Annotated in this window: 20 protein-coding genes and 2 pseudogenes; 4 read left to right on the plus strand and 18 right to left on the minus strand. The window is 37.2% G+C overall.

Annotation, left to right across the window (positions count from 1 at the left end):
• Positions 1-26: 26 nt before the first annotated feature.
• From GLW08_RS05205 to GLW08_RS05280, 18 genes and pseudogenes are all read right to left on the minus strand, one after another.
• Positions 27-848 carry a sugar phosphate isomerase/epimerase family protein gene (locus GLW08_RS05205; RefSeq protein ID WP_160847477.1) on the minus strand — a complete coding sequence of 274 codons (822 nt, stop codon included), beginning with the start codon at positions 846-848 and terminating at the stop codon, positions 27-29.
• Positions 842-1,828: a sugar phosphate isomerase/epimerase family protein gene (locus GLW08_RS05210; RefSeq protein WP_160847478.1), complete on the minus strand. Its 987-nt coding sequence runs from the start codon at positions 1,826-1,828 to the stop codon at positions 842-844. The genes GLW08_RS05205 and GLW08_RS05210 overlap by 7 nt, the downstream gene beginning before the upstream one ends.
• A 73-nt stretch (positions 1,829-1,901) precedes the next feature.
• Positions 1,902-2,546: a GntR family transcriptional regulator gene (locus GLW08_RS05215; RefSeq protein ID WP_160847479.1), complete on the minus strand. Its 645-nt coding sequence runs from the start codon at positions 2,544-2,546 to the stop codon at positions 1,902-1,904.
• A 344-nt stretch (positions 2,547-2,890) separates the two neighbouring features.
• Positions 2,891-3,322: a universal stress protein gene (locus GLW08_RS05220; RefSeq protein ID WP_160847480.1), complete on the minus strand. Its 432-nt coding sequence runs from the start codon at positions 3,320-3,322 to the stop codon at positions 2,891-2,893.
• Positions 3,323-3,486: 164 nt separating this feature from the next.
• Complete coding sequence (locus GLW08_RS05225) at positions 3,487-3,906, minus strand: universal stress protein (RefSeq protein WP_160847481.1); 420 nt, start codon at positions 3,904-3,906, stop codon at positions 3,487-3,489.
• Positions 3,907-4,264: 358 nt separating this feature from the next.
• Positions 4,265-5,671, minus strand: a complete 1,407-nt coding sequence (locus tag GLW08_RS05230; RefSeq protein ID WP_160847482.1) for a sensor histidine kinase — start codon at positions 5,669-5,671, stop codon at positions 4,265-4,267.
• A complete protein-coding gene (locus GLW08_RS05235) occupies positions 5,668-6,372 on the minus strand; it encodes a response regulator transcription factor (RefSeq protein WP_160847483.1) in 705 nt (234 codons plus the stop codon). The genes GLW08_RS05230 and GLW08_RS05235 overlap by 4 nt, the downstream gene beginning before the upstream one ends.
• A 27-nt stretch (positions 6,373-6,399) precedes the next feature.
• Positions 6,400-7,350 (minus strand): ABC transporter permease, encoded by a 951-nt coding sequence (locus tag GLW08_RS05240; protein ID WP_160847484.1) that lies wholly within the window; start codon positions 7,348-7,350, stop codon positions 6,400-6,402.
• The gene (locus GLW08_RS05245) at positions 7,351-8,274 is read right to left on the minus strand and encodes an ABC transporter ATP-binding protein (RefSeq protein ID WP_160847485.1); all 924 of its coding nucleotides are present in this window, start codon (positions 8,272-8,274) and stop codon (positions 7,351-7,353) included.
• Positions 8,275-8,564: 290 nt separating this feature from the next.
• Positions 8,565-10,232, minus strand: a complete 1,668-nt coding sequence (locus tag GLW08_RS05250) for a glycoside hydrolase family 13 protein (RefSeq protein ID WP_160847486.1) — start codon at positions 10,230-10,232, stop codon at positions 8,565-8,567.
• A 1-nt stretch (position 10,233) separates the two neighbouring features.
• Complete coding sequence (locus tag GLW08_RS22380; protein ID WP_423808690.1) at positions 10,234-10,449, minus strand: DUF5110 domain-containing protein; 216 nt, start codon at positions 10,447-10,449, stop codon at positions 10,234-10,236.
• Positions 10,447-11,580 (minus strand): annotated as a pseudogene (locus GLW08_RS22385) (TIM-barrel domain-containing protein); the annotation flags it as partial. The pseudogene GLW08_RS22385 and the gene GLW08_RS22380, both read right to left, overlap by 3 nt.
• A gap of 12 nt (positions 11,581-11,592) precedes the next feature.
• A pseudogene (locus tag GLW08_RS22390) lies at positions 11,593-12,216 on the minus strand (hypothetical protein); the annotation flags it as partial.
• Positions 12,217-12,219: 3 nt separating this feature from the next.
• Positions 12,220-15,564 (minus strand): TIM-barrel domain-containing protein, encoded by a 3,345-nt coding sequence (locus tag GLW08_RS05260; RefSeq protein ID WP_160847488.1) that lies wholly within the window; start codon positions 15,562-15,564, stop codon positions 12,220-12,222.
• Positions 15,565-15,877: 313 nt separating this feature from the next.
• Complete coding sequence (locus GLW08_RS05265; RefSeq protein ID WP_160847489.1) at positions 15,878-17,152, minus strand: ABC transporter substrate-binding protein; 1,275 nt, start codon at positions 17,150-17,152, stop codon at positions 15,878-15,880.
• A 25-nt stretch (positions 17,153-17,177) separates the two neighbouring features.
• Positions 17,178-18,035 carry a carbohydrate ABC transporter permease gene (locus GLW08_RS05270; protein WP_160847912.1) on the minus strand — a complete coding sequence of 286 codons (858 nt, stop codon included), beginning with the start codon at positions 18,033-18,035 and terminating at the stop codon, positions 17,178-17,180.
• A gap of 29 nt (positions 18,036-18,064) precedes the next feature.
• Complete coding sequence (locus tag GLW08_RS05275; RefSeq protein ID WP_160847490.1) at positions 18,065-18,940, minus strand: ABC transporter permease subunit; 876 nt, start codon at positions 18,938-18,940, stop codon at positions 18,065-18,067.
• A gap of 18 nt (positions 18,941-18,958) precedes the next feature.
• Positions 18,959-20,173 (minus strand): ROK family transcriptional regulator, encoded by a 1,215-nt coding sequence (locus tag GLW08_RS05280; protein ID WP_160847491.1) that lies wholly within the window; start codon positions 20,171-20,173, stop codon positions 18,959-18,961.
• A 922-nt stretch (positions 20,174-21,095) separates the two neighbouring features.
• Between GLW08_RS05280 and GLW08_RS05285 the strand changes: the two genes are divergently transcribed.
• The 4 genes from GLW08_RS05285 to GLW08_RS05300 all read left to right on the plus strand — a co-directional run bounded on the left by GLW08_RS05285 (position 21,096) and on the right by GLW08_RS05300 (position 26,217).
• On the plus strand, positions 21,096-22,625 hold the full coding sequence (locus tag GLW08_RS05285) for a spore germination protein (protein WP_237458310.1): 1,530 nt from the start codon (positions 21,096-21,098) through the stop codon (positions 22,623-22,625).
• On the plus strand, positions 22,618-23,724 hold the full coding sequence (locus GLW08_RS05290) for a GerAB/ArcD/ProY family transporter (protein WP_160847492.1): 1,107 nt from the start codon (positions 22,618-22,620) through the stop codon (positions 23,722-23,724). The genes GLW08_RS05285 and GLW08_RS05290 overlap by 8 nt, the downstream gene beginning before the upstream one ends.
• Positions 23,714-24,805, plus strand: coding sequence for a Ger(x)C family spore germination protein (locus GLW08_RS05295; protein WP_160847493.1), 1,092 nt, complete (start codon positions 23,714-23,716; stop codon positions 24,803-24,805). Before GLW08_RS05290 ends, GLW08_RS05295 begins: the two co-directional genes overlap by 11 nt.
• Before the next feature lie 329 nt (positions 24,806-25,134).
• Entirely contained in the window at positions 25,135-26,217 is a 1,083-nt protein-coding gene (locus tag GLW08_RS05300) for a branched-chain amino acid aminotransferase (protein WP_160847494.1), read from the plus strand.
• Positions 26,218-26,265: the final 48 nt, after the last annotated feature.

Genomic DNA, 26,265 nt, shown 5'->3' on the forward strand with positions numbered 1-26,265 from the left:
TCCATATGGTAATCTCAATATAAACATCATACGTTAGCTACTATGAACTTCTTCCCATTCGCTAGACTTGTGCGAATCCACTCCTCTTCTTGTTTTAATGTATCCACTTCGTTTTCTAATTTAGGCATCCATTGTTCAAGCACAACATTTATATTCATGCCACAGTATTGTTGGATGACATCCATTACTTCTTGGATATCTTGCATTCCTTCCCCAAGGGGACAACCTCGAACATTAACTCCAATACCTTCTGGATGCATGTGCATATCATAATCTTTTAAGTGTAGTGATTTCGCAAAAGGTGCGAGCATTTTAACTGTTTCTAAGGGCCACTCCTGTTGTGCAATGGAATTACCTGTATCTACACAAGTACCAACAAGCGGATGATCTATTTCTTTCAGAAGAGCAACTAGGTCTTCCGATTTCATAGTGAAGTGATTTTCTATCGCAATGGATACTCCTGCTCTCTCATACTCTGGAAGAACTAAAACAATCGCATCTCGAATTTCATAGTATGTGAGGTTTAGGTTTGGCGCATGAGGAGCAACACGAACAAGTTTAGCATCTAGTGATTGGGCTATCTCTAAGTGTCTAAGTAATATCTCTTTTGTTGCTCCAGCAGTTCCAGCCTCTAGTACTATATTATTCTTGCTAGCTATCTCTTTCACTCTTAGTAGATCTGCTTGTGTATAATCATCTAATGGTAAATTTTCTGCAAACTGTACTAAATCTGCTCCTAAATCTGCAGCTTTCTCTACCAATCCAACAGCATCTAATGGCTGTTCTGGCTGAAATGTTTTGGTTCCAACCGAATATCGGAACATAAAGCTCCCTAAACCTATTAACATTTAGCATCCTCCCTTGTCTTGCTAGCCAATTGTTCGAATAGGAAATTAAACGTTTGTGCTGGGTTCCCTTTATTCACGTGTTCTTGGATGACATTAGGACCAATGTTATACATTAATTCTTGGGCTTGTTTCATGATGTTATTGGTAACTGCAAAGGATTCTGCTGGATCTCCGTGTCGAGTAAATACATCATACGTTAACCAACCTGACCAATTCATTCGATCCAGATAGTAAAGCGTTTCCACGAGATCCCATAGGTTTACAGAGCCCGGTAGCATATCCCAATCCCAAGCACGGTTATTGTCATTGAAATGAACATAAAATAAACGACCCGTCTGAGCGGCTAAGCACGCCATTTCCGCTGGGTTTTCTTGAGCAGCTAATGCATGCCCTACATCCATCGTTACACCCACATTGGGTAGGCCAACTCGATCGCAAACATGAAGTGTTCTACCCATATCTGCTAAAATAATATTATTTCGTGCCTCATATGGTTTATATTCCAGACTCACCTTAATGTCACTGCGGTGTGAGGCTCCCTCTTTTAATCCTTCAATCAACCAATTCCATTGATCTCGATAATCCACCTGGAAATTATAATCATGCCCATCAATCAGAGGGCAGCACGTCACCATTTCTGTGCCTAAATCAGCTGCCAAATCCATGGCTTTCTGTAAATATGTAATCGCTTCTTTCCTGATAGTTGGATCAGGATTGGTGAAGGATCCATATTTAAATTTAGATTCGGATTTAACGTTCAAATTCACGGCTGAAACAGCTAATCCTGTATCTTTAATCGCTTCAACAGTACGCTCATAATCTTCAAAATCTTGAGGGTACACGATTTCAATTCCATCTACCCCAGGTATATCTTTAGCAATTTTCAAGTTCTCATAAATGCTTCTTGCCGGTTGGTACTCATGAAAGCGATCAGCATATTTCCCTAACAACCCTACAATTAGTGAATTCTTTAATTCCATTTATAAATCCCCTCTCTAATTTTTATTTTCGTATACATTGTATACAAAGATTGATAAAAAAATTTCCAACCTACTATTTATCAGCTTTCTCTGCTAATAATGGTGTCGTCTTGCGAATATGTTCGAGCATTAGCTTCTCTGCTCTTTCAGAATCTTTTACTTCTATCGCATCTAATATATCCATATGTTCCTGGTACGTTTCCTCTGGACTTCGCAGAATTCCTAAGTCCAATGCAATGGAAAGAACTTGCGTATTTTCAATGTTTCGCTTGAGCACAGGATTTTTTGCCTCTTCTAATAAAGTAGTGTGAAAAATGCGATCCGCTTTATGATAGGGATCGTAATTTCCTTCTTCAAATTTCGGGTAAGCGTTTGCAAACAATGTTCTTAAATATAGAACAGTAGCATCATCCATCCGTTCAGCAGATAGCCTACAAGCCAACCCTTCTAGAACTGCCCTCACCTCCCATATTGAAGTAAGAAATTCTGTTGAAAATTGATTAACGAAAACACCTTGAGCTGTTATCTCTAAATAGTAATCTCTTTCCAGTTCACTGAATGCTCTTCGAAGAGGAGTTCTACTCACCCCTAAACGATTCGCCATTTGATCTTGAATAATCTTGTCCCCTGGCTTAAGTTCACCATTCGTAATCATCATACGAATATCTTCATACACCTTCTTTTCTAGAAAGCTTCCATTTGTGGCTTGATTACTCATTTACTTCACCTATTTCATTTTCGTATTCTTCGTATTCTTCGTATACAATGTATGCAACTTAAGTAAAGCTTATCAGCAATCCCTCAAGAGGTCAATGTAATTTTCAGAATTTTTTATTATTTTTTGTTTGCTTTTTATGGAAAAGTCTAATTTATACACTGTTTGTTAAAGAGTAATATACCGTTCTCAGATTAATGGTTAACTATTAACTCGTTATGTAAAAAAATTTGGAAAGGGTCTGAGCGAACATCTGCACGTGCAAAAAAGAACATAAGACAATGGATCAATTAGAAACTTCTTAAAAAACAAAAAAATCAAGCACTTAAGTGCCTGATTTTTTTTATCTATTTAACAATCATCACCTGACAATCCGCTTGTTGCACTACTCTGTGACTGACACTTCCTAGGAACCACCCTTTGATGTTTCCTAAGCCTCGACTACCTATCACAATCATGTCAATATCGTGTGCTTTCCCATATTCGGATATACTATTACCAGGATCACCTGTCAGGGCTTCTGTGTGTACTGTGATATTCTCATATTTTTCTTGAAGCTCTTCTTTCATCATTTGCAATTCTTCTTCTGATTTCTCCACAAGGCTGCTTTCAATACTATGATATAAACCAGGGTTAGAATAAGGGCCATCTGGACTCACGACTTTGATAATATGCACTTCCATTTGGGCACCATCATGATGTTGATGCATAGCTTCTTCTAAAGCTTTCTTGCTCAAATCAGAACCATCATACGCAACCAAGAGTTTACTCATCATCATTCACCCTCTTTTGGTTTATTGTATATTCATTCACCTTTCACTATTATTTTAACATATTTCGTTCGAATTCGTAGAGGAATTGTCCGATTATTTCGACATTTTTGTGACGATGAAAATTGAATCATAAGAAAAGGATAGAGCAAAGATACACTTAATCCCTTTCTTTATTTAACAATCATAACCTGGCAATCCGCTTGCTGCACCACCCTGTGACTCACGCTTCCTAGGAAAAAACCCCTAACATTACCTAGCCCTCTACTTCCGATGATAATCATTTCAATATCGTGTTCTTTAGCATATTTTGCTATGTTATTACCAGGATTGCCTGTTAGGACTTCAATTTTTATCGTAACATTATAGATGTCTTGAATCTCTTCCACAATACTATCTAACTCAGCTTTTGCTTTCTCCATCAAGCTATTCTCAATACTTTGATATAAACCGGGGTTGGTATAAGGTCCATTTGGGCTAACAACTGTCACGATATGCACTTCCATCGGAGCATCATCATGCTTTTGGTACATGGCTTGTTCCAAAGCTTTCCTGCTTAACTCCGAACCATCATAAGCAACCAAACACTTCATAACCATTCACCCTCTTTGGTTTATTGTATTTTTATTCATTTTATACTTTTATTTTAACATATTTATGTATTCAATATCTTATATTTGTCCGATTATTTCGACATTTTTGTGAAGCCTAAGAGTTACTCTTCTTAAAAATGTTTCCAACATTCCAGGAGTACCATTATTAGAATTGATAAGAATCCACTTTTGCTACCTGTAATAGTATATCTAAAATAACCATTACTTTGTTCATGTTATCTACTATCAAGATAATTAAGTTATTTTATTACTATAGTAAATGATATGTAATCTAAATCTTCGCAAAAACAAAAAGAGAACACGAAGATTTTATACCTTCGCGTTCTCTTTTCCTGTCTTATTCAAATATACTGGGATTGGACCCTTTCACATACAACGGAAGGGTAAAAATAAACGTACTCCCTTTACCTTTATCGCTTTTCACACGTATATCTCCTCCGTGGGCTTTGACAATATATTTTACAATGGACAGCCCCAACCCTGACCCGCCACTGTAGGTAGAACGAGATTTTTCTCCGCGGTAAAAGGATGTGAAGATATAAGGTATATCTTCTTTTCTTATTCCTTGTCCGTTATCAGTAATACTTATAGCTATAGTTCCTTCTAAGTCATCAGCATGAACGTCCATTTTAATTCGATCACTTCCATACCGCACTGCATTATCGATTAGGTTACTCATCACCTGTTCAACACGAATAGGATCCAACAGGATACTAGCTGGCTTCACCTCATTTGTGTAAGTCAATTCCACAGCTTGATTTCGAAGTTCGAATTGATGCTTTGTAATGAGCCTCTCAAAGTAAACCGAGGCGTTCACGACTTCTTTCTCGATAGGAAGCTGATCAACTTCCATCTTAGAGAACTCGAATAAGTCTTCTATTAAATGGTCAAGATGGTCGGTTTTATCATGGATTACTTCAAGATAGCGATGTTTCATTTCCTCATTTTGAACGATCCCATCACGTAACCCTTCCACATATCCTTTAATCGAAGACAATGGAGTACGAAGGTCGTGGGAAATGCTAGCAATCAATTCCTTTCTAGAGTCTTCATATTGTTTCTGCTTCTTAAAGGAATCTTTCACATGCTGCCTCATAACATTAAAGCCTTCAATAAAACGACCAATCTCATCTTTTCTTTTATACACAATAGGATAATCCAGGTTCCCATCTCTCATTTCTTCTGTAGCCTGATAAATATGTTTTAAAGGTGTTAAAACAGTCCTAGATATATATGTCGTCCAGATAACAATCATCAAAATCATCGTTAAGAACCCCATACCTACACTAAGAAGAAGGATGCGTACAATATGATTCATCCTTTGAAATGGTGCGTTTTGTGAAGAATTGGCCTGAATCGTAACATCCCACATTACGCCTGTTTCTGGTTGGACTTGAATGGTAAACGTATTGAAGTTAGGGAGAAAACTATTCATCTCATCGACTTCTCTGTAGTTCTTTGAATCAAAAATTAATTCCTCTTTTTCTGTATGAATGGTAACGTTCATATCATACCGATCCAGGAGTGGTTTGATTTCATTGTAGAAAGCATTTCTATCAGGAAGTTCATCTTTCGTCATCCTTATTTCCTTTTTTACATCGGAAAACAGCTGATCTAATTGGTCATCTTCTTCACTGGATAGTTGATCAGCACCAAGGTATAAGGTCAAGATAGCTACAAGAATCGGAACAATGATTGTAGAGAGAAATGCAAGGACAAGCCTCGTTTTTAAACTAGATTTCATAAGGAATCGTTGAATTTGTATCCAACGCCCCACACGGTTTGTATATACTGCGGTTTAGTCGTATCCGCTTCAATTTTGTCTCTAATTTTACTCATATAGACCGTAACCGTGTTGATATCACCATAATCGGTATAACCCCAAACCTTCTCATACAGCTGTTCCTTCGAAAAAACCTGTCCTTTATGAGAAAGCAATAAGTGAAGCAACTTAAATTCCGTAGCTGACACATTAATCCTTTCCTCATTTACATACAACTCATATCGCTTAACGTCCAATTTCAAATTCCTGAACTCGATGATGTGATCGTACGTTTGCTCTTTGTTGTTAGAAAAATGTTTATATCGACGAAGATGGGCTTTGATTCGTGCCACTAACTCCCCAGGGCTGAACGGCTTTGTCATATAATCATCTGCCCCGATACCAAGTCCTATTATTTTATCGGTATCACTCTTTTTCGCACTCATCATCAAGATAGGAATGTTCGATTCTTTTCGAATCCTTCGACACACTTCGATTCCGTCTATATTCGGCAACATAATATCTAGTACAGCCATGATCGGCTTTTCTTTATAAAATTGAGCAAGCCCCTCCTCTCCGTCATAGGTGAGGATTGCTTCATAGCCTTCTACTTGAAGATAATCTCTGACTAGTTCACCAAGTTCCTTTTCATCTTCAACAATTAATATTTTCTCTTCGTTCATAACAGCCCGCCTTCATAGATTCTTACATTATGCGGCTACATCTCGCTTTTTGAAAACAAACCACGTTAATGTAGTAAACACAATAAAATAAACAATTAAGACAATGACGGAAAAAGTCATCGTCATTCCCTCAACCATTGGAACGCCATTCGTATATTGCTGAAGGTTCGTATTCGCAAACAACACATATTTCACCCAATCATAGTTGCTTAACAATTGAACAAGTTGGGGTCCAGTAAACAATAAAAAGATAGAGATGCCAATCGCAAGAGAACTACTGCGGAATACAGTTGAAATCATAAAGGCTAACGTCACCATCATAAGAAGGTCAATACTATTGAACCCAAAAAGATTAATGATATGCATCATCATGCTCTTCTCTAGAACTTCTCCGTTATTGTACACGAGATACGGGTAATCTGCACCTCCAACTCCAAAGAATAAGCTCCCTACTATGAAAGAAAAACCAAATAATAATACTAGACTAAAAAAGGCAAATAAAATCGTCGAAATGTATTTCGATAGAATAATTTTAGTACGGCTTACCGGCCTGATTAATAATAACTTAATGGTACCCCAGGAGAATTCACTCGCAACCATACCTCCAGCTACAACAATTGTAAATAATGCGATGAGTCCAGTAAAATTCGTTGCATCAATCATGAATCCCCACAGAGACTGAGAATCAACAGGAGGAATATTATGCTCGATTCGATAGTTGTTAATCGCTACTTGTTTCTTTACATACGTTTCACCTGCACCCTTTAAGGGACTTTGTTCTAGCTGTTTTTGTAATTGTGTATTTTCTACTTGAAGTCTTTCTTTCCAGTTGGCACTGTCATCTGATTCCATCACGAATGTAGAAAATATCCCTACAGCCAAAACCGCGAATACCACTAACCCAATCATTACCCATGTTCCTAAGCGTTTATATAGCTTCATATTTTCATTTTGGATTAATTTTAGTAATTTCACCATCTACTTTCCACCTCCCGTAATTTCAAGGAATTTCTCTTCTAATGTTGAATGGATCGTCGTAATGCCATACACATTCATGTTATGTTTAACAAATAATTCATTCATATTTGCAATCTCCTCATACGTAACGGACACATCGACAAAATCTTTACCTTCGTTTACTATTACGGATTCGTATGTGGAGTTCAGCAATTCCACTGCTTTATCCAACGGCGATACATAGAAACGAACTCCTTCCTTAGATGAGGAACCGACAAAGTCCCCAACGGTTTCCACACTAATCAATCTTCCATTCTGGATAATTGCGATACGGTCACACAACAATTGCATTTCAGCTAGAAGGTGACTAGAAACAAACACAGCCATGTTTTCCTCATGAGCAATTCTACGAATATAATTTCGAATTTCACGAATACCTGCAGGATCCAAACCGTTTGTAGGTTCATCCAGAATCAACAAGGATGGAGAATGAAGTAAAGCTTGTGCAAGTCCCAACCTTTGCCTCATCCCAAGGGAGTAGCTCCCTACCTTATTTTTAATACTTTTTTCCAACCCTACCAGCTTCACTACCTCTTGAATCCGGTCTTTTGTAATCTTTGTTGGAACCATTCTTGCGTAGTGAATCAAATTGTCATAACCAGATAGAAACTTGTACATCTCAGGATTTTCAATAATGCCCCCAACATGAGCAATAGCTTTTTCGTAATTTTTTTCAATGCTATGATTGTGAATCAGAATTTCTCCTTCTGTTATATCCATTAATCCTACCATCATACGAATCGTCGTTGTTTTCCCTGCTCCATTTGGTCCAAGAAAACCAAATACCTCACCAGGAAAAACCTCCAAGGATATATCATCAATAATCGTGGTCTTTCCTATTCGTTTCTTTACATTTATTAATTCAGCGACTGGTGTCTTCTCCATCCCAATACCTCCCTTTCAACTAAGACCATTATGCCAAGGAATTCTTATCAACCACTTATAAAAATATTAAAAAAGTATTAACAATTATTATTCCGAAAGATTGTAGTTGCATACTTTCCCACACTAATGAAAAGCTCTGAGCACTCACTATAAAAAAATGTAGTTCTAGAGACAGATGTACGATTCCAAACTTCAAAAAAACCTGTAACCATTAACTTCTTAATGATTACAGGTTTCATTGTTCTTTTCACGCTTAAAATATTTATTGTTTTGTTATGGTTGTATAAATTTTAATGTTTAAAAACGGTCCCTTCATAAGGCGATAATGTTCCGGTTGCAGAACTTTTATTTTCATTGGTTATCAGAACACTAGCCTCTTGTATCGCTTCCACTACTTTCTCATCTAACTCGACCTCCATACTGGAAAAGTTACATAACACAATAAGTGATTCATCTTGCCCTACACGTCGATAGGCAAAGACATTTGGATCATTACGCATAAGTAATTCAAATGTTCCAGTCGTAATGACGTCAAACTCTTTTCGAAGTTGTATGAGATGTTGATAATAATAGAAAATAGAATCCTCATCCGCTAAAGCCGCTTCAGCATTAATCGTCTCATAGTTGCTATTCACCTGAAGCCATGGTGTTCCGTTCGTAAAACCTGCGTTTTTCTGATTGCTCCATTGCATGGGAGTTCGGGCATTGTCTCGTCCCTTTGCATAGATGGCTTCCATGATTCTATCGTGTGACCAGTCAAGGTCTGACTTTTCCTTATACATGTTCAACGTTTCGATATCACGATAATATTCTAAGTGATCAAGGCGAATATTCGTCATCCCTAACTCTTCCCCTTGATAAATGTAAGGAGTCCCTTGCATCATATGCAGACACGTAGCGAGCATTTTTGCAGACTTCACCCGATAGGTTTCATCGTCACCAAATCTAGAAACAATTCTGGGCTGATCATGGTTGTTCCAATACAAACTGTTCCATCCCACACCATGTAGGGAGATCTGCCATTTTTCGAAATTCTCTTTTAGGTCAACTAAATCAAGAGGTTTCAAGTTCCACTTATCTCCGTTTTTTTCGTCTAATCCCATATGTTCAAATGTAAAAATCATATCTAGTTCGTGATTTGCAGGATTCGTGTACTCGATCGCATCTTCAGGACTTGCCCCCGGCATTTCCCCCACTGTCATGATATCGTATTTTGACATAACCTCTTCGTTCATTTCCTGCAAAAATTCATGGATGCGTGGACCATTCACAAAATATGGACCTGGATCTCCGAATTTTTCTCCTGGTTTTATTTCTCCATCCTTAAACTCCTGGTCTTTTGAAATGAAATTGATTACATCCATTCGAAATCCATCTATCCCTTTATCTAACCAAAATTTCATCATGTTATATACGTCTTCTCTTAGTTTGGGATTTTCCCAATTTAAATCAGGCTGCTTTTTCGCAAATAAATGAAGATAGTATTGCTCTGTTTGTTCATCGTATTCCCATGAAGACCCACTAAATATCGAACCCCAGTTTGTTGGAGGTTCTCCGTTTTCTTTTCCGTCCTGCCAGATATAATAGTCACGATAATCGTTATCTTTACTACTTCTTGATTCAATAAACCATTGATGCTCATCAGAAGTATGGTTAACGACTAGGTCCATGACAAGTTTCATACCTCTGCTGTGTAGTTCTTCTATCAGCCTTTCTACATTTTCCATGGTTCCATACTGTTCATAGATTGATTGATAATCTCGAATATCATAACCATTGTCCGCTTGTGGGGAATCATAAATAGGAGATAACCACACTACATCAATTCCCAGTTCTTTTAAATAATCAAGCTTTTCAATGATTCCTGGTATATCTCCCTTTCCATTTCCCGTAGTATCATTAAAACTAATAGGATAAATTTGATATACCACACTCTTTTTCCACCATTCATTTGCCATACTATTCACCCGCTTCACCTTTTCCTATTATTCTAACTTGTGTTTTAACTACTGTATCAAGTAATCCTGAATTATCAACATGTATTTGTCCATCCTTATGAACGGTTATCTTTGTTAAAGAATACTTACCATCTCGATAGTCGTAAGATAGTTCATCATCTTCATACACCGCTCCTACCATCTCTTTATCACTAGAGTAGTAGGCTAACCATTCTATATCTAGGCCTGTTTGCTCTGCTTCATAAAAAAGCGTGTACAAGTATGGTATAAAACGATACCGTAATTGAATGTATTTTTTAACTGACATCATTGTTTCTTCACCAAATACCCATGGCTCCTGATAAATAGAATCCTGTACACTATGATTACGGAAGTAAGGCAAAAACGCTCCTACTTGCGTCCATCTAATCAACAATTCTGGTGTGGTATCGGAAGAAAAACCTCCAACGTCCGCTCCACAAAAAGCAACGCCTGATATCCCTAGATTCATAGACATTGGTAATGACATTTCAAGGTGTTCCCAATGACTTCTGTTATCTCCAGTCCATACCGCGGAATATCGCTGTACCCCTGCATATCCGGCCCTTGTGAGAGAAAATGGCCGTGTATTAGGCATTAAAGCTTGTAGTCCTTCAAACGTTGCTTTACTCATATAAATGCCATATAAATTATGCCCTTCTTTATGGCTAATAAGCTTTCCATCAAGTTTATGCATGACATCTAAATCCATCGTTTTCGTGTCATTGAATACAGAAGGTTCATTCATATCATTCCATATCCCTCGAACCCCTAACTGCGTGTAACATTCATGAAGAGCTCCCCACCATTTTTGAACGTTTTCCTGAAAAAAGTCTGGAAAAGCGCTAGTGCCTGGCCATACTTCTCCGTGATAAACCTCTCCACTCAAATATTTACTAAAGTATCCTTTTAGCATCCCTTCTTTGTAAACCGGGTAGTCAACATCTTGCTTCACCCCAGGGTCTACAATGGGAACAACATCTATACCTTGCTCCTTTAACTCGGAAACCATTTGTTCTACTTGAGGAAAACGATCTTCATCAAAAGTGAATACACGATAACCATCCATATAATGAATATCTAGAAAAATACAATCTAACGGAATATCGTATTTTTTAAATAAAGCAACTACTTTCTCTACTTCATCTTGTGATTGATAACTGTATCGAGATTGGTGGTACCCTAACGACCATTTGGGAGGAAGAGGAGTTGTACCCGTGAGCTTTGTATAATGTTGGAGCGTGTCTTTTATGTCTTCTCCTAACATAATATAACTGTTTACCCCTCCCCCATCTGCTCTTATCGTCATTTTGTTCTCATATCGTTGCATGTCAAATTCAGTACGATAAGAATTATCAAAGAAAATACCAGTAGAAACTCGCCCTGGCTCATGAATAATAGCAAAAGGGATACTTTGATATAATTCCACTGTATCTTTATTGTGGGGAGCAAAAACATCTGTGTTCCAGTTGCTTATCTTTGAACCATTTTTGTTCAAAAAACCACTCTTCTCCCCAAGACCATATACTGGTGCATCAGGAGATTTATGAACCGTTAACGTAACGTGTTTATCAGTAGTATAAGTAACACATGGTGAGTCCGTTGCAAAAAGTAATTCATTATTGTTTTCTACTCTAACAGAAAAAGGTGATTTATAAATGATAGCTTTATAGTTCTGGTAGACCAATTGAATCTCTGTTTCCTTCTCTCCACATATCACGCCAGACAGAGGCTTATCTTTTTCTACCGCAATCGTATTGGTTTCTGAAATATCCCCGAACGGATCAACTCCAAACCGAATCACATTCTCTTCTGTAAAATAAATGAAAAAGGTTCCTTTTGATAGCTTTCCTCTTAATACGTTTCCGTCCCAAGTAATAGATTCTATAGCTCCCACGGAGTGGACATTTTCTTTTTGATTTTCCGCATTAGAAGGTAATATTGCATAACTAGTATCTTCTAACATACCTTAGTCCCTCCCAACTATACGAAATGGTTTGTTCTTTCCAATGACTTCAAATTGAAGGTTCTCTAACTCTGTATAAGTTTCTAGGACAATTTCATGATCATGAACCTCTACGTTTATTTCGATTGTGTGCCCTAAATGGTCTACCATCTTTTCTGCGAACGATGTTTCACAGTACACTTTACATAAAGGGATCTGGTACTGAGATACATCATTTCCAACAGAACTACCTAATTGTCTTGTTTCATCTACATTCAATAGGACAGCAGAATTCATTCGAACAAATACAGGTATTTCATCGACATCCGCTTTCGACGTTACAACCGTAGGACCCTGATGTACTGCATTAGACCATAAATCTACCCATGTACCATTTGGTAGATATACTTTCCTTGATATTGCTTCTTCTTCTATTATTGGAGCGACCAACATGGCATCTCCAAACATATATTCATCATATAGTCCTTCCACTCTTGTATCTTCTGGGTACTCAAGCATTAACGCTTTCATTAATGGAAAACCTGTTTTCGTGGCTTTTTTTGATTCGTGATAAATATAAGGGATCAAATTCATTCGTACATTCGCAAAGAAACGGTACACATCAATAACGTTATCTTCTCCTGTTCTAGTAGCTATGTTCCAAGGGGTACGATCCTGACTGAATTCCGCTTTACTTTCAGCATGATACTGCATAATCGGACAAAAGGCAGCCATGGAAGAGGAGCGCATAAATAATTCTGCCGTGGGGATGTCCCCATTAAATCCTGCTAAATCCCATCCCCAAAACACGATTCCTGCGAGTCCAGCATTAAGACCAGCTACTAGTGACCGCTTAAAAGCATCGAATGTGGAGCGTTCGTCACCTGCCCAATGTGCCGGAAAGTTTTGTGCCCCCGTGTACCCAGCACGGCTGAATGTAATGCCATTGTTTTGTTGGGCAAAATGATAATACGATTCAATATAATCATTCGGATACACATTTCGCATTTCACTGCCAGTTTTTCCATTTGCAAACTGAAGGTTTTTACCGAAAACAAACTCTCCTCCATCTGTCTTAAAACCATCAACACCTAGTTCAATTAAATACTGACGTTTAGCAAACCACCATTTTCTACCTTCATCATGACTGAAGTCCATGATCAAGCTATTCGTAAACCAGTTTTCAGGAATTCTATAAGGGGAACCGTCTTCATTTTGTACAACATATCCGTTCTCAATCATGTATGTTTCATCTTGATCTTTAAGTGGATGATTTTGTTTATTTAAATATTTCTGTATCGGTATTTGCCATAAAATGAGCTTTAAGTTATCTTCATGAAGTTCTTCGACCATTTGCTTTGGATCAGGCCATCTCCCCCAAGAAGGGAACTCCATTTCCTCATAGTGATGGATATGTCCTGGTTCTTTCATGTCATACATTGCATCATTGAACATATAATAGGTTGCTTCATCACTCCATTGCTCTAGCACAATCACAGTGGCAGGAATATTGTGCTTTTTCGTCGCCTCCACCTCTTGCTTTATTATAGATTGTCTATCCCAGTTATTACTGGACATCCATGGTCCTAACGCCCATGCAGGCACCATAGCAGAATTCCCGGTGACGTTCGTATATGCTGCCAACTGTTCCTTATATGTGCCAAAATAAAATTGAATCTCGGTATTCTTATCTTTAGAATGTTGTTCAAACATCATGGTGCATTTATCTTTTAACTCAGAAGCCAAATCAAACTTCGTATAAGAGGCTGTATTGATATAACAACCATAGCCACTATTCGTCATATAAAAAGGAATTGGAATATACGTCCTTGTACCTTGATCCCGATACTGATTATACACATAACAATCTATAACATTGCCACGTTGCTCTATTGCATTATACCGTTCCCCGAATCCATAAAATTGCTCCTCCAAAGGACTTTCCCAGTGTATATTCCATTCTCTTACTACTCCATTCACATCCATTTTCCATTCAATTGGCGGATAAAGAGAATGAGAGGTTAATAGTTTCTTTTCGCCTTTGTAAAGAGAAAGAGAGGGATTATTCGCTTCCACCTCTAGTCTAAATTCCCCTGAGACTAGTGTCGTAGTTGAATCTTGTTGGTTTTCTCCCAACTGTTGCTCTCCATGCTGGTGAAAGTTCAAACTCATCCCTTCATCCCTAAGAGATATATGTAAGGTCTGGTTACTGCTAAGAGCGAGCTTGACTTCATTTTTATTCGCTGCGATGATTTCAAATTGTTGGAGACTATCTTTCTTCCAAGTCATTAACTTGTAATATTGAGACTGAAGCTGTTTACCATTCTCAAGATTAGCATAAAAATAATAGGTATATTTCTCATGGTTTGGTAGAGAAGATATGGTACCTTGATAAATAACGGTATCTTGAACATTTTTCGCTTTTAAAGAGATCTCTTTATCCCAGGTTTTTGACTTATTTTCCATCACTAGTCCTACGTCCAGAATTTCTGTATTACTCGTAACCTCACATGCAAAATGAATAGGATCTTCTAAGGTGGGATAATGAGGAAACCGTTCTGTTGCTTGTGATTCGTACACATTCTCATTACCCAACGGATCATGAAGGATTTTATCCTCTATGTTTTCTCCTGAAGCATAAAAATCAAACATACCAATTATTACTTCAGCAAGTTTATCTTCTTTGTTATGTTGCTTTACATAATTGGCAAATCGGAATGCTTTTTCTCTTTCTGACTTCTCTAAGTAATAAAGGGCTATCATGGCTGTTGCAGCTAATGAAACATGAGTGGCACCTCGAAAAGGAAGTAACCCATTATCTTCTTCAAAATGAAGAACCATCTGTTGTGTTGCCTCTACCATAATCAAATCTTCAGGGGAAAATAATCCATACGGCATAACAGCTAACGTTTGTTCAACAGAAATTGTTCTACTATTAGCACTGTTTAGTGCAGTACCACGTGATAATAAATGGTCAAAAATAAAATCGCGTACGGCTGTCATCGTTTTCTGAAGTACAGCTTCTCCTCTAATATGCTTTGTTTCTTGCAAGGCAGCGTAAGTCATAGCTAAGTTGGCTAAATATATATCTTTATTTGATTGCTCCCATATACTTCTATGCTCCTTCCTCCATTCTTTCGTTAAATAGGAAACATATGGCTCATAGTTGATCGTATTTAAACGTTGATTGTTTGGTGTAAGGCCTACTTGTTTCTGCAGAACCCAAAGCCATGTTGCAATAGTGTATAGTTCATCCTGCTCTATATTAGGCTGCAAATGTAGAATAGATGCCTCTACTGCCTCGTAATCTCCTTTTAATTGACGAAGATACGTTTGGAGTAGCGCTGTATATTTTGGATTAGTCTCCATTATTATCATCCTTTCATTAAAAAAGCGCTAGCGCCCTGCTAGCGACGTGCTGCCCACAGGACGGGGGTTGGTTCGATTAAGACAGCTGCGTCACGCAGCTGTCTTAATCGAACCTCCTTTAAACCCTTTTGAGATAAAGGAAACACGGAGAGTGATAGCGCTCCGATGTTGACTTATCTTAAGGAGGAGCAGGAAGTTTGCTAGTCGCTGGACGCTGGAGCTAGACATGTTCGCGCCAGAACTTATACTCTCTTTTCTTTTGAAAAAGGATATATGTGCTGTACAAAGCACATATATCCTTCTCCATATAGGTTTACTCACTTAATATCTGTTCATATTCTGATTGCAATGTTTTTAATACGTCTTCTGTTGTTTTATCTCCATTTAATGCTTTTTCAAATTCTTGATTTGTTACATCACTAATCTTACTCCAATTATCTACTGCCGGAGGTAATACAAGTGTATCCAAAGCATTAAATACTGCTTGACGATTCTCTGGAGGAGTCTGCTCTAAATAAGGCTGTAAAATATCTTCGTTCGTTATTGCCGGTAGTTCCCAAGAATTCTCCACTCGTAATTTAGCAACTTCCTCACTAGCACTCATAAATGCAGCGAATTTATATGCGGCTTCCTTTTTATCCGTATCTGCAGAAACGGCCAAACCATTAGCAAAGAAGTGGTGTGCTTTTTGCGTATTTCCTGCTTCAAGCGCTACATCCCACTCAAAAGATGCATCCTTAAAGGCATCAAACATCCAAATACCTGTATGAACGATTCCTAACTGACCATTTAAAAATAAATCTGCAGGTGCTTGCCCAGACATCTCTGCAGGAGATGGAGATACACCTGATTCGTTTACTTTGTCTACCATGTAATTTAATGCTTCTAAGTTTTCTTCCTTATCAACAGTAGGATTTCCATCTTGATCGAATAAGTTTCCACCATTTTGAGCGGCAATTTTAAAGTATTCATTCATTGTGACAGGTGCGTACGTTCCCCACACATTATTCTCTTCGTCGGTAATCTTCTCAGCAGCAGCTAATTCATCTTCCCATGTCCAATCTTCTGTCGGGTAGTCGACGCCAGCTTTATCAAATAGGTCTTTGTTATAGAAAGTCAAAACGTTAGAAAAGCTTTCAACCATACCATATTGCTTGCCTTCAAACTGATAAGCTTTGAATGCTTCTTGATTTAATTGTTTAGGGTCAAAGTTTTCATCTTCTTCAATCATTGTAGAGAGATCTGCTAATGTACCTTTAGAAGCATACTGCACGAAATTCTCATAATTTAGTTCAAACACATCTGGTGCGTTTCCACCAGCTATTCGCGTTTGAAGCTTTGTGAAATAATCCTGATAAGCTGTTAATTCTGTATTCACTTTAATATTAGGGTTTTCTTCTTCGAAAGCAGTTACAATATCAGCCAATACATCTTCATAGTTTGGAGTTGCAGAGAAACTATAATAGGTAATTTCTGTTTGACCACCTTCGGAATCATTCTCTTCCCCTCCGCTTTCAGAAGAAGTACAACCTACTAAACCAAGAACACCTACAACAAGCAGCACCAATAAAGACCACCATTTTTTCATGTAATTTCTCCCCTTTAAATACTATTTATTCTTTCATTCCGCTCATTGTCATACCCTGAATGAAGTATTTCTGAGCGAAAAGATAGACAATCAAAATAGGTAATACACTAATTACAACCCCAGACATCATTAATCCCCAATCTGTTGCCCATCTTCCTTGTAATAGGGATAGTCCAAGAGGTAGTGTGGCTAGCTTTTCATTACTAACGACAATCAATGGCCATAGGAAGTTATTCCATGATTGCATAAAAGTAAAGATGCCTAATGTTGCAAGCATTGGCTTAATTAGAGGCAAGCAAACTTTGTAAAAAACTTGAAAATGATTAGCTCCATCCATAAATGCTGCTTCTTCTAGTTCACGAGGGATTCCTAACATGGCCTGACGCATTAAAAAGGTTCCAAACACTGCAAACATAGTAGGTATAATTAGACCAGGGTATGAATCTAGCCATCCAAACTGTTTGATCAAGATAAACTGAGGAATCATGGTGACTTGAGTAGGTACCATCATAGTAGCAAGATAGAGTAAAAATAATTTATCCCGCCCTTTAAAATGCATCCTAGCAAAAGCATAAGCAGCCATAGAACTAAAAATCATCTGTCCTATCGTTGTAAGTACAGCAACTATTATAGAGTTCCATAAAAACCTCATCATAGGAAATTGTTGTGTAACCTTTTCATAGTTACTTGTAGTAGGTTCGCTCGGAATAAACTCTGGTGGCAATACCATTGTAGCTCCATTTGGCTTCAAAGAAGTTGATATCATCCACAGGAAAGGAACCAACATTATGGAAGCGCCTACAATTAAAAGTAAGTAAAATAGGATTCTTTTTAGTATAGGGCGGTTTTTTTCCTTCTTCTCTTGATTCGTTTGATAAGCCATTTGTTCATTCGAAGTCTGAGCTTCCATAATTAATTCGCCCCCTTATCCTGGAATTTCATTTGAATCCATGTAAATAAGAATATAACCAAGAATAATACCCAACTCATCGCAGAAGCATAACCCATTTCAAAGTAACGAAACGCATGATTATATATGTTTTGAACCATAACAATGGTTGATCCCCCAGGACCTCCACCAGTCATGATCATGACCTGGTCAAATACTTGAAAAGAGTTAATTAATGAGATAATCGTTACAAAGAACGTTGTAGGTGCTAATAGTGGTATCGTTATGTTCCATAGCTGTCGAAATTTACTAGCGCCATCAATGGAAGCTGCTTCATAATAAGTAGGAGAAATGTTTTGTAACCCTCCTAAAAAAAGCACCATTACAAATCCAATATCTTTCCATGCACTTGCTAATATAATTCCTATCATTGCTGTACTCGGGTCATTTAACCATTGAGGTCCACTTATACCGATTGTGGATAAGAGGTAGTTAATCAGTCCGTACTCAGGGTTATATAGCCATTTCCAAACTAGTGATACAGCGACCCAACTTGTTATAACTGGTAGGAAGAATGTAGCCCTAAAAAATGCGCGGAATTTCATTTTTTGATTTAGTAACAAGGCACAAGCAAGCCCAAAAATAAGTACTAAAGGTAAATATCCTACTATAAAGAGAATGGTATTACGAAATGACACCCAAAACTCTGGATCTTGAACTAAACGAATGTAATTTTCGATACCATTAAAAGACATAGAACCAAGTAAATCCCAATCCGTAAAACTAATCACTAACGAGGATACAATGGGTACACCAATGAATGTTAAAAACCCTAGTAAGTTTGGTAAGAGGAATACACATAACCAAAAGAACGTTTTCTTCTTCGTCATACTTACCACTTCGCACACCCCCTTCTATTACAATCCTGCCTTTATAGGTTCATAGATAGGTTCCTGAAAGATTTGATTGATGGCAAGTAATGCCCCACCAGTGAACCAAGCATCATCATTGAGCCCAGAAAACACAAGATCTGTTTTAATGTCCACTTTCTCAAAGAAGTTATCATTAGCAATAAGGTTTACTTCATGATTAAATAAATGACTATACTTCACACCTTCTCCTACAATGATAATTTTATCTGGATTAAAGGTATTAATAAGGTTTCTTAATCCATAACCTAAGTATGTTCCCATTTCTTTCATTAGATTTATTGCAAACTCGTTGCCTTCTTCTGCCGTCTTTGCTACTTCTGAAAAATGAAAGTCTTTTAAATTGCTAGAAGAATGGTTAGCTTGCTCTTGCGCTTTATTCTTGAAATAAAATTCGGATGCGTACATTTCCAAACAACCATTTTGTCCACAGTGACAAGGATATCCATTTGGCACAAGTGTGGTATGACCAAACTCTCCAGCCCCGCCTACTGATCCATAATAAATTTTTCGATCGATGACAACTGATAATCCAACTCCAGCACCAATAGATACAACTAAAAAGTTTTGGTTCGATTTGCCTTCTCCTTTTTCTAACTCAGCTAATGTATATCCGTTAATATTGTTATCCACGAATACCTGAGCCTCAGGAAAAGATTCCTTTACCATTTTTGTGATGGGGACATTCTCCCATCCAAGCATCGAAGATCTTATAATTGTTCCATCATGTCTGTTTACCAGCCCAGAAGACAGGATGCCTATACCTAATAGAAAAGATAGATCTTTCTTTTCTTGTGTAAAGATCTGGTGAATTTCGGCTTCAATCATATCAGTAACATTTTCTGGAGACTCTTTTTTGGAAAATAAAGCATACCTTTTGCATAGTATTTCACCTTCCATATTTGTAAGCGCTGTCAAAATTTGCTCTTCTTCAATTTTCACACTTATAATGTAACCATGATCCTTGTTAAACCTAAGTAACTTCGCCTTTCTTCCACCTGTAGAGGTAGCCTCTCCTACTTCATAAATTAACCTTTGCGTCTTCAATTCCTCGATAATATAAGACAGTGTAGAAACACCCAACTCACATTGTTTCGCTATTTCTGATCTACTGACCGGCTGTTGATGCCTAATAATATTCAAAACCTTAAACCGATTAATTTCTTTAATAAGTTCTTTACTCCCAGTTCTTAACGCACGCATTACATCCACTCCTAGTAACACCTTTAACTTACTTTTTTCATTGAACGAATTAAGTATGGTTTTAATATACATCAAGATAGATGAATTTACAATAATTTTTTGAAAATTTTAACGAATAACTGACGTAAATAAAACGGCTGCAACTATTAAACTAATGTTACAGCTTCTTTATCTTCATTATTCAAAATAGTATTGGAACAGCCACCTCTACCCTGTCAAAGTAAAAACAATGCTATTTTAATAAGGAAATAATTAAATAGAATTCGTATTGACTTAAATACATTTTGCTAAGTATCTTACAATATTCCCCTGGCCAAGAGGAAGGAATACCTGTCGAGTATTCTTCGATAGGACTGTCTTTGTATTTTGCCTTTCCATCAATACCCTAAAAAGACATATAGCCTCCAATCATTGCAAATCAACCCAGCCTGACCACCCAAATTTCCTTCCCTGTTAATACTTTGGAACTTGGAGATTTCTCGCTGTCATCACGGATTTGCACCTGGAATCCTTTTATATCAAATTCAGCCATACTAGAAAGCTTAAAAACTCCCTACCGAATTCATAAGCAGGGAGTTTTATACGTACCATTATGTAAGTTTAAAGCTATTTACTCTTCTTCCTGCTCCTCATAAATAAACAGTGGAAGGAAAGGAAGAAGAACTATTATGATTAACAATACATACATTACAAATTTTGCAAATTGATCTAATAAGAAATAAGAAAATATATAATATGAAATCAGTAGTATTAAAGGAATGATATATCCATAAATCAATACTGTTTCCCCCTTCGTGACTTTTATTAAACATTATCCCCATAGATGTATAGTTTATTAAAATTTTTCACAAAATGGTAAAAGAAGCAATTTTGCGCTTGTATCTTTATCATAAGCTTCACTCAACTTATAAGGAGACTATATATGTGGGAATGGATTAGACTAACTAATAACAAGAAGAAACCAACACAATCCAAACACGGGAGTCATCCCCCTAAAAATATGGAAGAAAGCATCCCTGCTTTAATAAACAGGATGGAACAGTCAAAAGACTTTATCAAATGGACGATAGAAGGTCCAACTTCCTGTATTCTTTCCTACTATACGACCCTGGTGGACAGCAAGATTGTCAATCGACATATTTTACCCACCATCAAGGAAGAAAAAAGAAGCAGTTTAGATGAATTACAGAGTTACCTTCCTCTCGAAAAAATGATTATGACAGACGATCCAGAAAAAATAAAAAATTATTTATTACAAGGATTTGTTTTCATTCAAATGGAAGAAAGACATTCTCAAGGCCTACTTATCCCTGCGAGCAAAAGAGAAGGTCGGAAAATAAGCATCCCGGAAGTAGAATTCAGTGTAGTCGGTCCTAAAGAAGCCTTTGTTGAGTCAATTGACACAAACATTAACCTCGTACGCAAAAGAATCACTAAAACCCAACTCACCATTGAAGAAGTGAGTGTTGGTTCTTATACCGAAACACGTATTGCTATTCTATATATAGATGAAATAGCTGATAAGGAAAATGTTCAAACCGTCCTGCAACGATTACATAACATTAATTATGATCAAGTGATTGACAGTTCTTTCATCTCCCAGATGATTTCCGATAACTCGAATTCCCCCTTTCCTCTGTTTTTAGATACCGAACGACCTGATCGAACAGTTGAGGCATTAATAGAAGGGAAAATCTCTATTATTGTAGATGGATCCCCTCATTCTATTATTGCCCCTTCGACTTTCACTGAATTTCTGTCATCATCAGATGACTATTTTATACCATGGCCATTAGCATCTACCTTTCGACTCATCCGTCTATTTGCCGTTTTATTCTCGGTGCTTATAACGTCATTATATGTTGCTGTTTTGACTCATCATGTGGAAATGATACCAGATCAATTGATGGCAACAATTGTTACTTCGCGGGCAAATATTCCGTTTCCGCCTATTTTGGAAGTGATTATATTGGAATTTGCAATAGAACTGCTACGCGAAGCTGGTGCAAGACTACCTTCTAAAATTGGCCAAACGATTGGTATTGTAGGAGGAATCGTAATTGGAACTGCAGCTGTAGATGCAGGGCTTACCAGTAATGTGTTGTTGATTTTAGTGGCTTTAGGAGCACTCGCTTCCTTTACTACTCCTGTTTATCAATTTAGTAACACAATTCGTTTAATACGTTTCCCTTTTATTATTGGAGCACAAATATGGGGAGTATTGGGTATTGGGATTATTTCAGCTTTTTTAATAGGTCACCTTATACAATTGAAATCGATTGGTAGACCTTTTCTTGCACCTCTGTATCCAACTAGGTTAAAAGATCTAAAGGACGCTTTTATTCGATTACCATTTAACAAACAGTATACAAGACCTTTCGAGGTAAGACCTACTGATCCTACAAGATTTAATAAAAGTCTGGCGGATGAAAAGAGGGATATTGATGAGTAATAAGAAAGTGTCAATTTCCGAATCATCGATGGTTTCCCCTATATTTGTGTTTTTTTTGATTCATGCTATGCAAGTAGGAGTGGGAATCCTAGGATTTGAAAAGCATATTGTTCAAAAAGTAGGGTATGATGGATGGATTTCCCTTATTATATCAGGACTTCTCGTTCATATTATTTTATGGATGATTTATTCTATTCTAAACAACAACTCCCATAATGATATTGTAACTGTTCATAGGAAGATGTTCGGTCGATATATTGGCCATTTTGTAAGTATGCTATTTAGTCTTTACTTCCTCCTCCTAACTTTAGAAGTAATGAGAACCTATATAGAAGTAGTGCAAGTGTGGATTTTTCCTCAATTGAATATCTGGTTTTTCACGTTAGTTTTTATCCTGTTAATTTACTACTTAGTTTCAGGAGGAATTAGAACGATAACAGGAATAGCCGTCATTAGTGTGATGATAGGCATCCCTCTTATTCTCCTTAAAATTTTTCCTGTGCAAACTGGAGATATCGTTGCTACCTATCCAAGCGTTAAACATAACGTGTCTGATTTACTTCTAGGTGTTGAGCCTAGTTTGCTAAGTTTCCTGGGAGTTGAATTACTATTTGTATATTATCCCTTCCTTAAGCATGCTCGCTCTTCTCAAAAGTGGGCTCAATTCGGGGCCTTTTTCACTCTCTTGGTCTACCTGATATCTATGATCATTTCGTTTATGTACTTCAGTGAGGAGCAAATAAAAATTGTTACATGGCCAACTCTAGACTTATGGAAGATCGTTGATTTTCCATTTTTAGAACGCTTTGAATATATAGGGATTGCTGTGTGGTTGTTTGTTGTATTGCCTAATTGTTGCTTAGCTCTTTGGGGTGCCACTCGTATTCCAAAAAGAATATTTCATATAAAACAGAAATATGTTTTAGCAGCCTTTTGTTTAGTACTTTATTTAAGCACTTGCTTACTTAACGAGTTAATTGAAGTTAATCATCTTAATGATATTACCAATCGTATAGGAGTATATGTCTTAATGTACATTCCGATTTTATGGGTCCTGAAATTAATTTTTTATAAAGTGAGGAATAATTATGAAAGGTAGGTTTTCCTTCATTTTTATAAGTTTTCTTATACTAGCTGGCTGTCAACAAAACTATAGTGTAGAAGATAGGGTATTAGTAATTCTTTCAGGTTTTGACTATGTAGATGATCAAACAATTAAAGGAACCGTAGCTATACCACAAATAATTAGGAGAGAAAAGACTCAAGAATTTTCAAATGAAGTATCGATTACAGAAACTGCATCTTCTATTAAAGAATTGTTATTAAAAATGCAACATAAAACTTCCAAACCAATTTCTAACGGGAAATTGAAAGTATCTCTCTATGGGGAAAAACTTGCAAAAGAAGGGATTTTGAACTACGTCGAATATCTAAGTAGGGATCCTGTAATTGGTCGCAATATTTCACTCTGTATAGTAAATGGCGAAGCTGAGAATTTAATTAAAGGACCATATAATAATAGAGAAGGGACAACCGCAGAATATATAGGTAAACTGATTGGACAAAATATCCAGAGAGGAAACTTCCCGAATTCAAATTTACATTTATTCTTAAAACATCATTATGCCGTAGGGATAGACCCCATTCTTCCTGTTCTAAAAAAAGAAAATAATGATGTGGTCCTAAAGGGGATAGGAATTCTAAAAGATGGTGTCTTAGTACACACAGTTCCATATTCTGAAGGTTTTTTCTTTAAGGTATTAAAAGATAGAGCAAGCTTCGGTATATTAACTATGCCCTACCAAGATCAAAATGTGGTTTTAGAAAATGTAGTTTCCAAAGTTACTTATCATACCTCGGGAGATGCAAGTAATCCAAAGTTTAACATTGAAGTAAAGGTAAAGGGTTATCTAAATGAGGTTGCTAATATGAATGTCGCTGTAACCCCCAAGATGATCGAAGATATTGAATCAAAAATGATAACATTTTCAAAAGAAAAAGGTCTTGAGCTAATTAACCAATTTAAAGAAAAGGATATAGACCCCTTTGGGTTTGGATATATATTGAAGAATCGTTTTCCGAATTTCACGTTAGAGAAATGGAAAACACAATATCCGGATGTTCCAATCAGCATTGATTTTAAAATAGACATCACTCATAAAGGGATAAGAGATGGATAAGAATTTTTCAACATTATGGAATGACGGAATTGGATAATTTCCGTCATTAATAAAGGACCTTATTCTTCGGGGCTCCAATCCACTCTTTATTTACGTCGTACACCGCTACACGATACTGACTCCCAGTAATAAACCAACTCTCATCAGATGTGAGTATGGTCCTCAGGGTTAAATTCTTTTTCTATGGGATGCATCATGCGGGTGATATGTCAGTAGTAAACTATTGTAATTCTCCACTATCTCTACTATAATAACTAAACATTTAGAAATTAGAAACAAATTACGAGAAGGTTTTTCAACGCTAAACATTTTATAGAAGAGGTGCTGTCATGAGTCAACATATATCATTCGTACAAAGAGAAGAGTTAAAGAACAAACCTGCATCTGATGCTTTAGGGTTTGGAGTTCATTACACTGACCACATGTTTGTGATGGATTATGAGGAAGAACAAGGATGGCATGATCCGAGAATTGTTCCGTATGGCCCTCTTACTATGGACCCAGCAGCTATGGTGTTTCACTATGGACAAGCGATATTCGAAGGTTTGAAGGCATATACGACACCAGAGGGTACAGTTCAACTATTTCGTCCAGATCGAAATATGAAGCGATTTAACCAGTCATGCGAGCGTCTTCACATCCCTAAGATCGATGAGGATTTCTTGTTAAACGCGATCCAACAATTGCTTTTAACGGATAAAGATTGGATTCCGAATCAGGAAGGTACCTCCTTATATATTCGTCCCTATGTGTTCGCGACAGAGCCTTTTATTGGAGTCCGTCCTTCCAAACAATATAAATTACTCGTGATTCTTTCTCCTGTAGGATCTTATTATGGGGATCAACTTAGCCCTGTGCCAATCTACGTTGAGGAAAAATATATCCGAGCTTCCGTTGGAGGAGTTGGCGAAGTGAAAACAGCAGGAAATTATGCTGCTAGTATGAAAGCACAGAAAGAAGCTGAAGCAAAAGGCTACTCCCAAATCCTCTGGCTTGATTCCAAAGAAAATAAATATGTAGAAGAAGTCGGTAGTATGAACATCTTCTTTAAAATCAACGGAGAAGTCGTAACCCCTGCATTAAGTGGAAGTATCTTAAATGGAGTGACACGTAATTCCGTAATCGAACTACTCAACCATTGGGGTATCCCGGTTCGAGAAGAGAAGATTTCCATCCAAGAAATTTTTGATGCTCATGAACGTGGTGAATTAGAGGAAGTATTCGGTGCTGGTACAGCCGTTGTTATTTCTCCAGTTGGAGAATTAACATGGAATGACCAAACTATTCAGGTAAACGATAAAAACATCGGCTCATTATCCCAACGTCTTTATGACACCATTACAGGAATTCAATTTGGCAAGATAGAAGATGAATTCAACTGGACTGTTCAAGTGGATGAAGTAAAGGTATAATCTTAAAACAAGAGCTCCCTACCAATTGGTGAGGGAGCTCTTGTTTTA

Origin of the sequence: Pontibacillus yanchengensis (genome assembly GCF_009856295.1) — a bacterium.
GTDB lineage: Bacteria > Bacillota > Bacilli > Bacillales > BH030062 > Pontibacillus > Pontibacillus yanchengensis_A.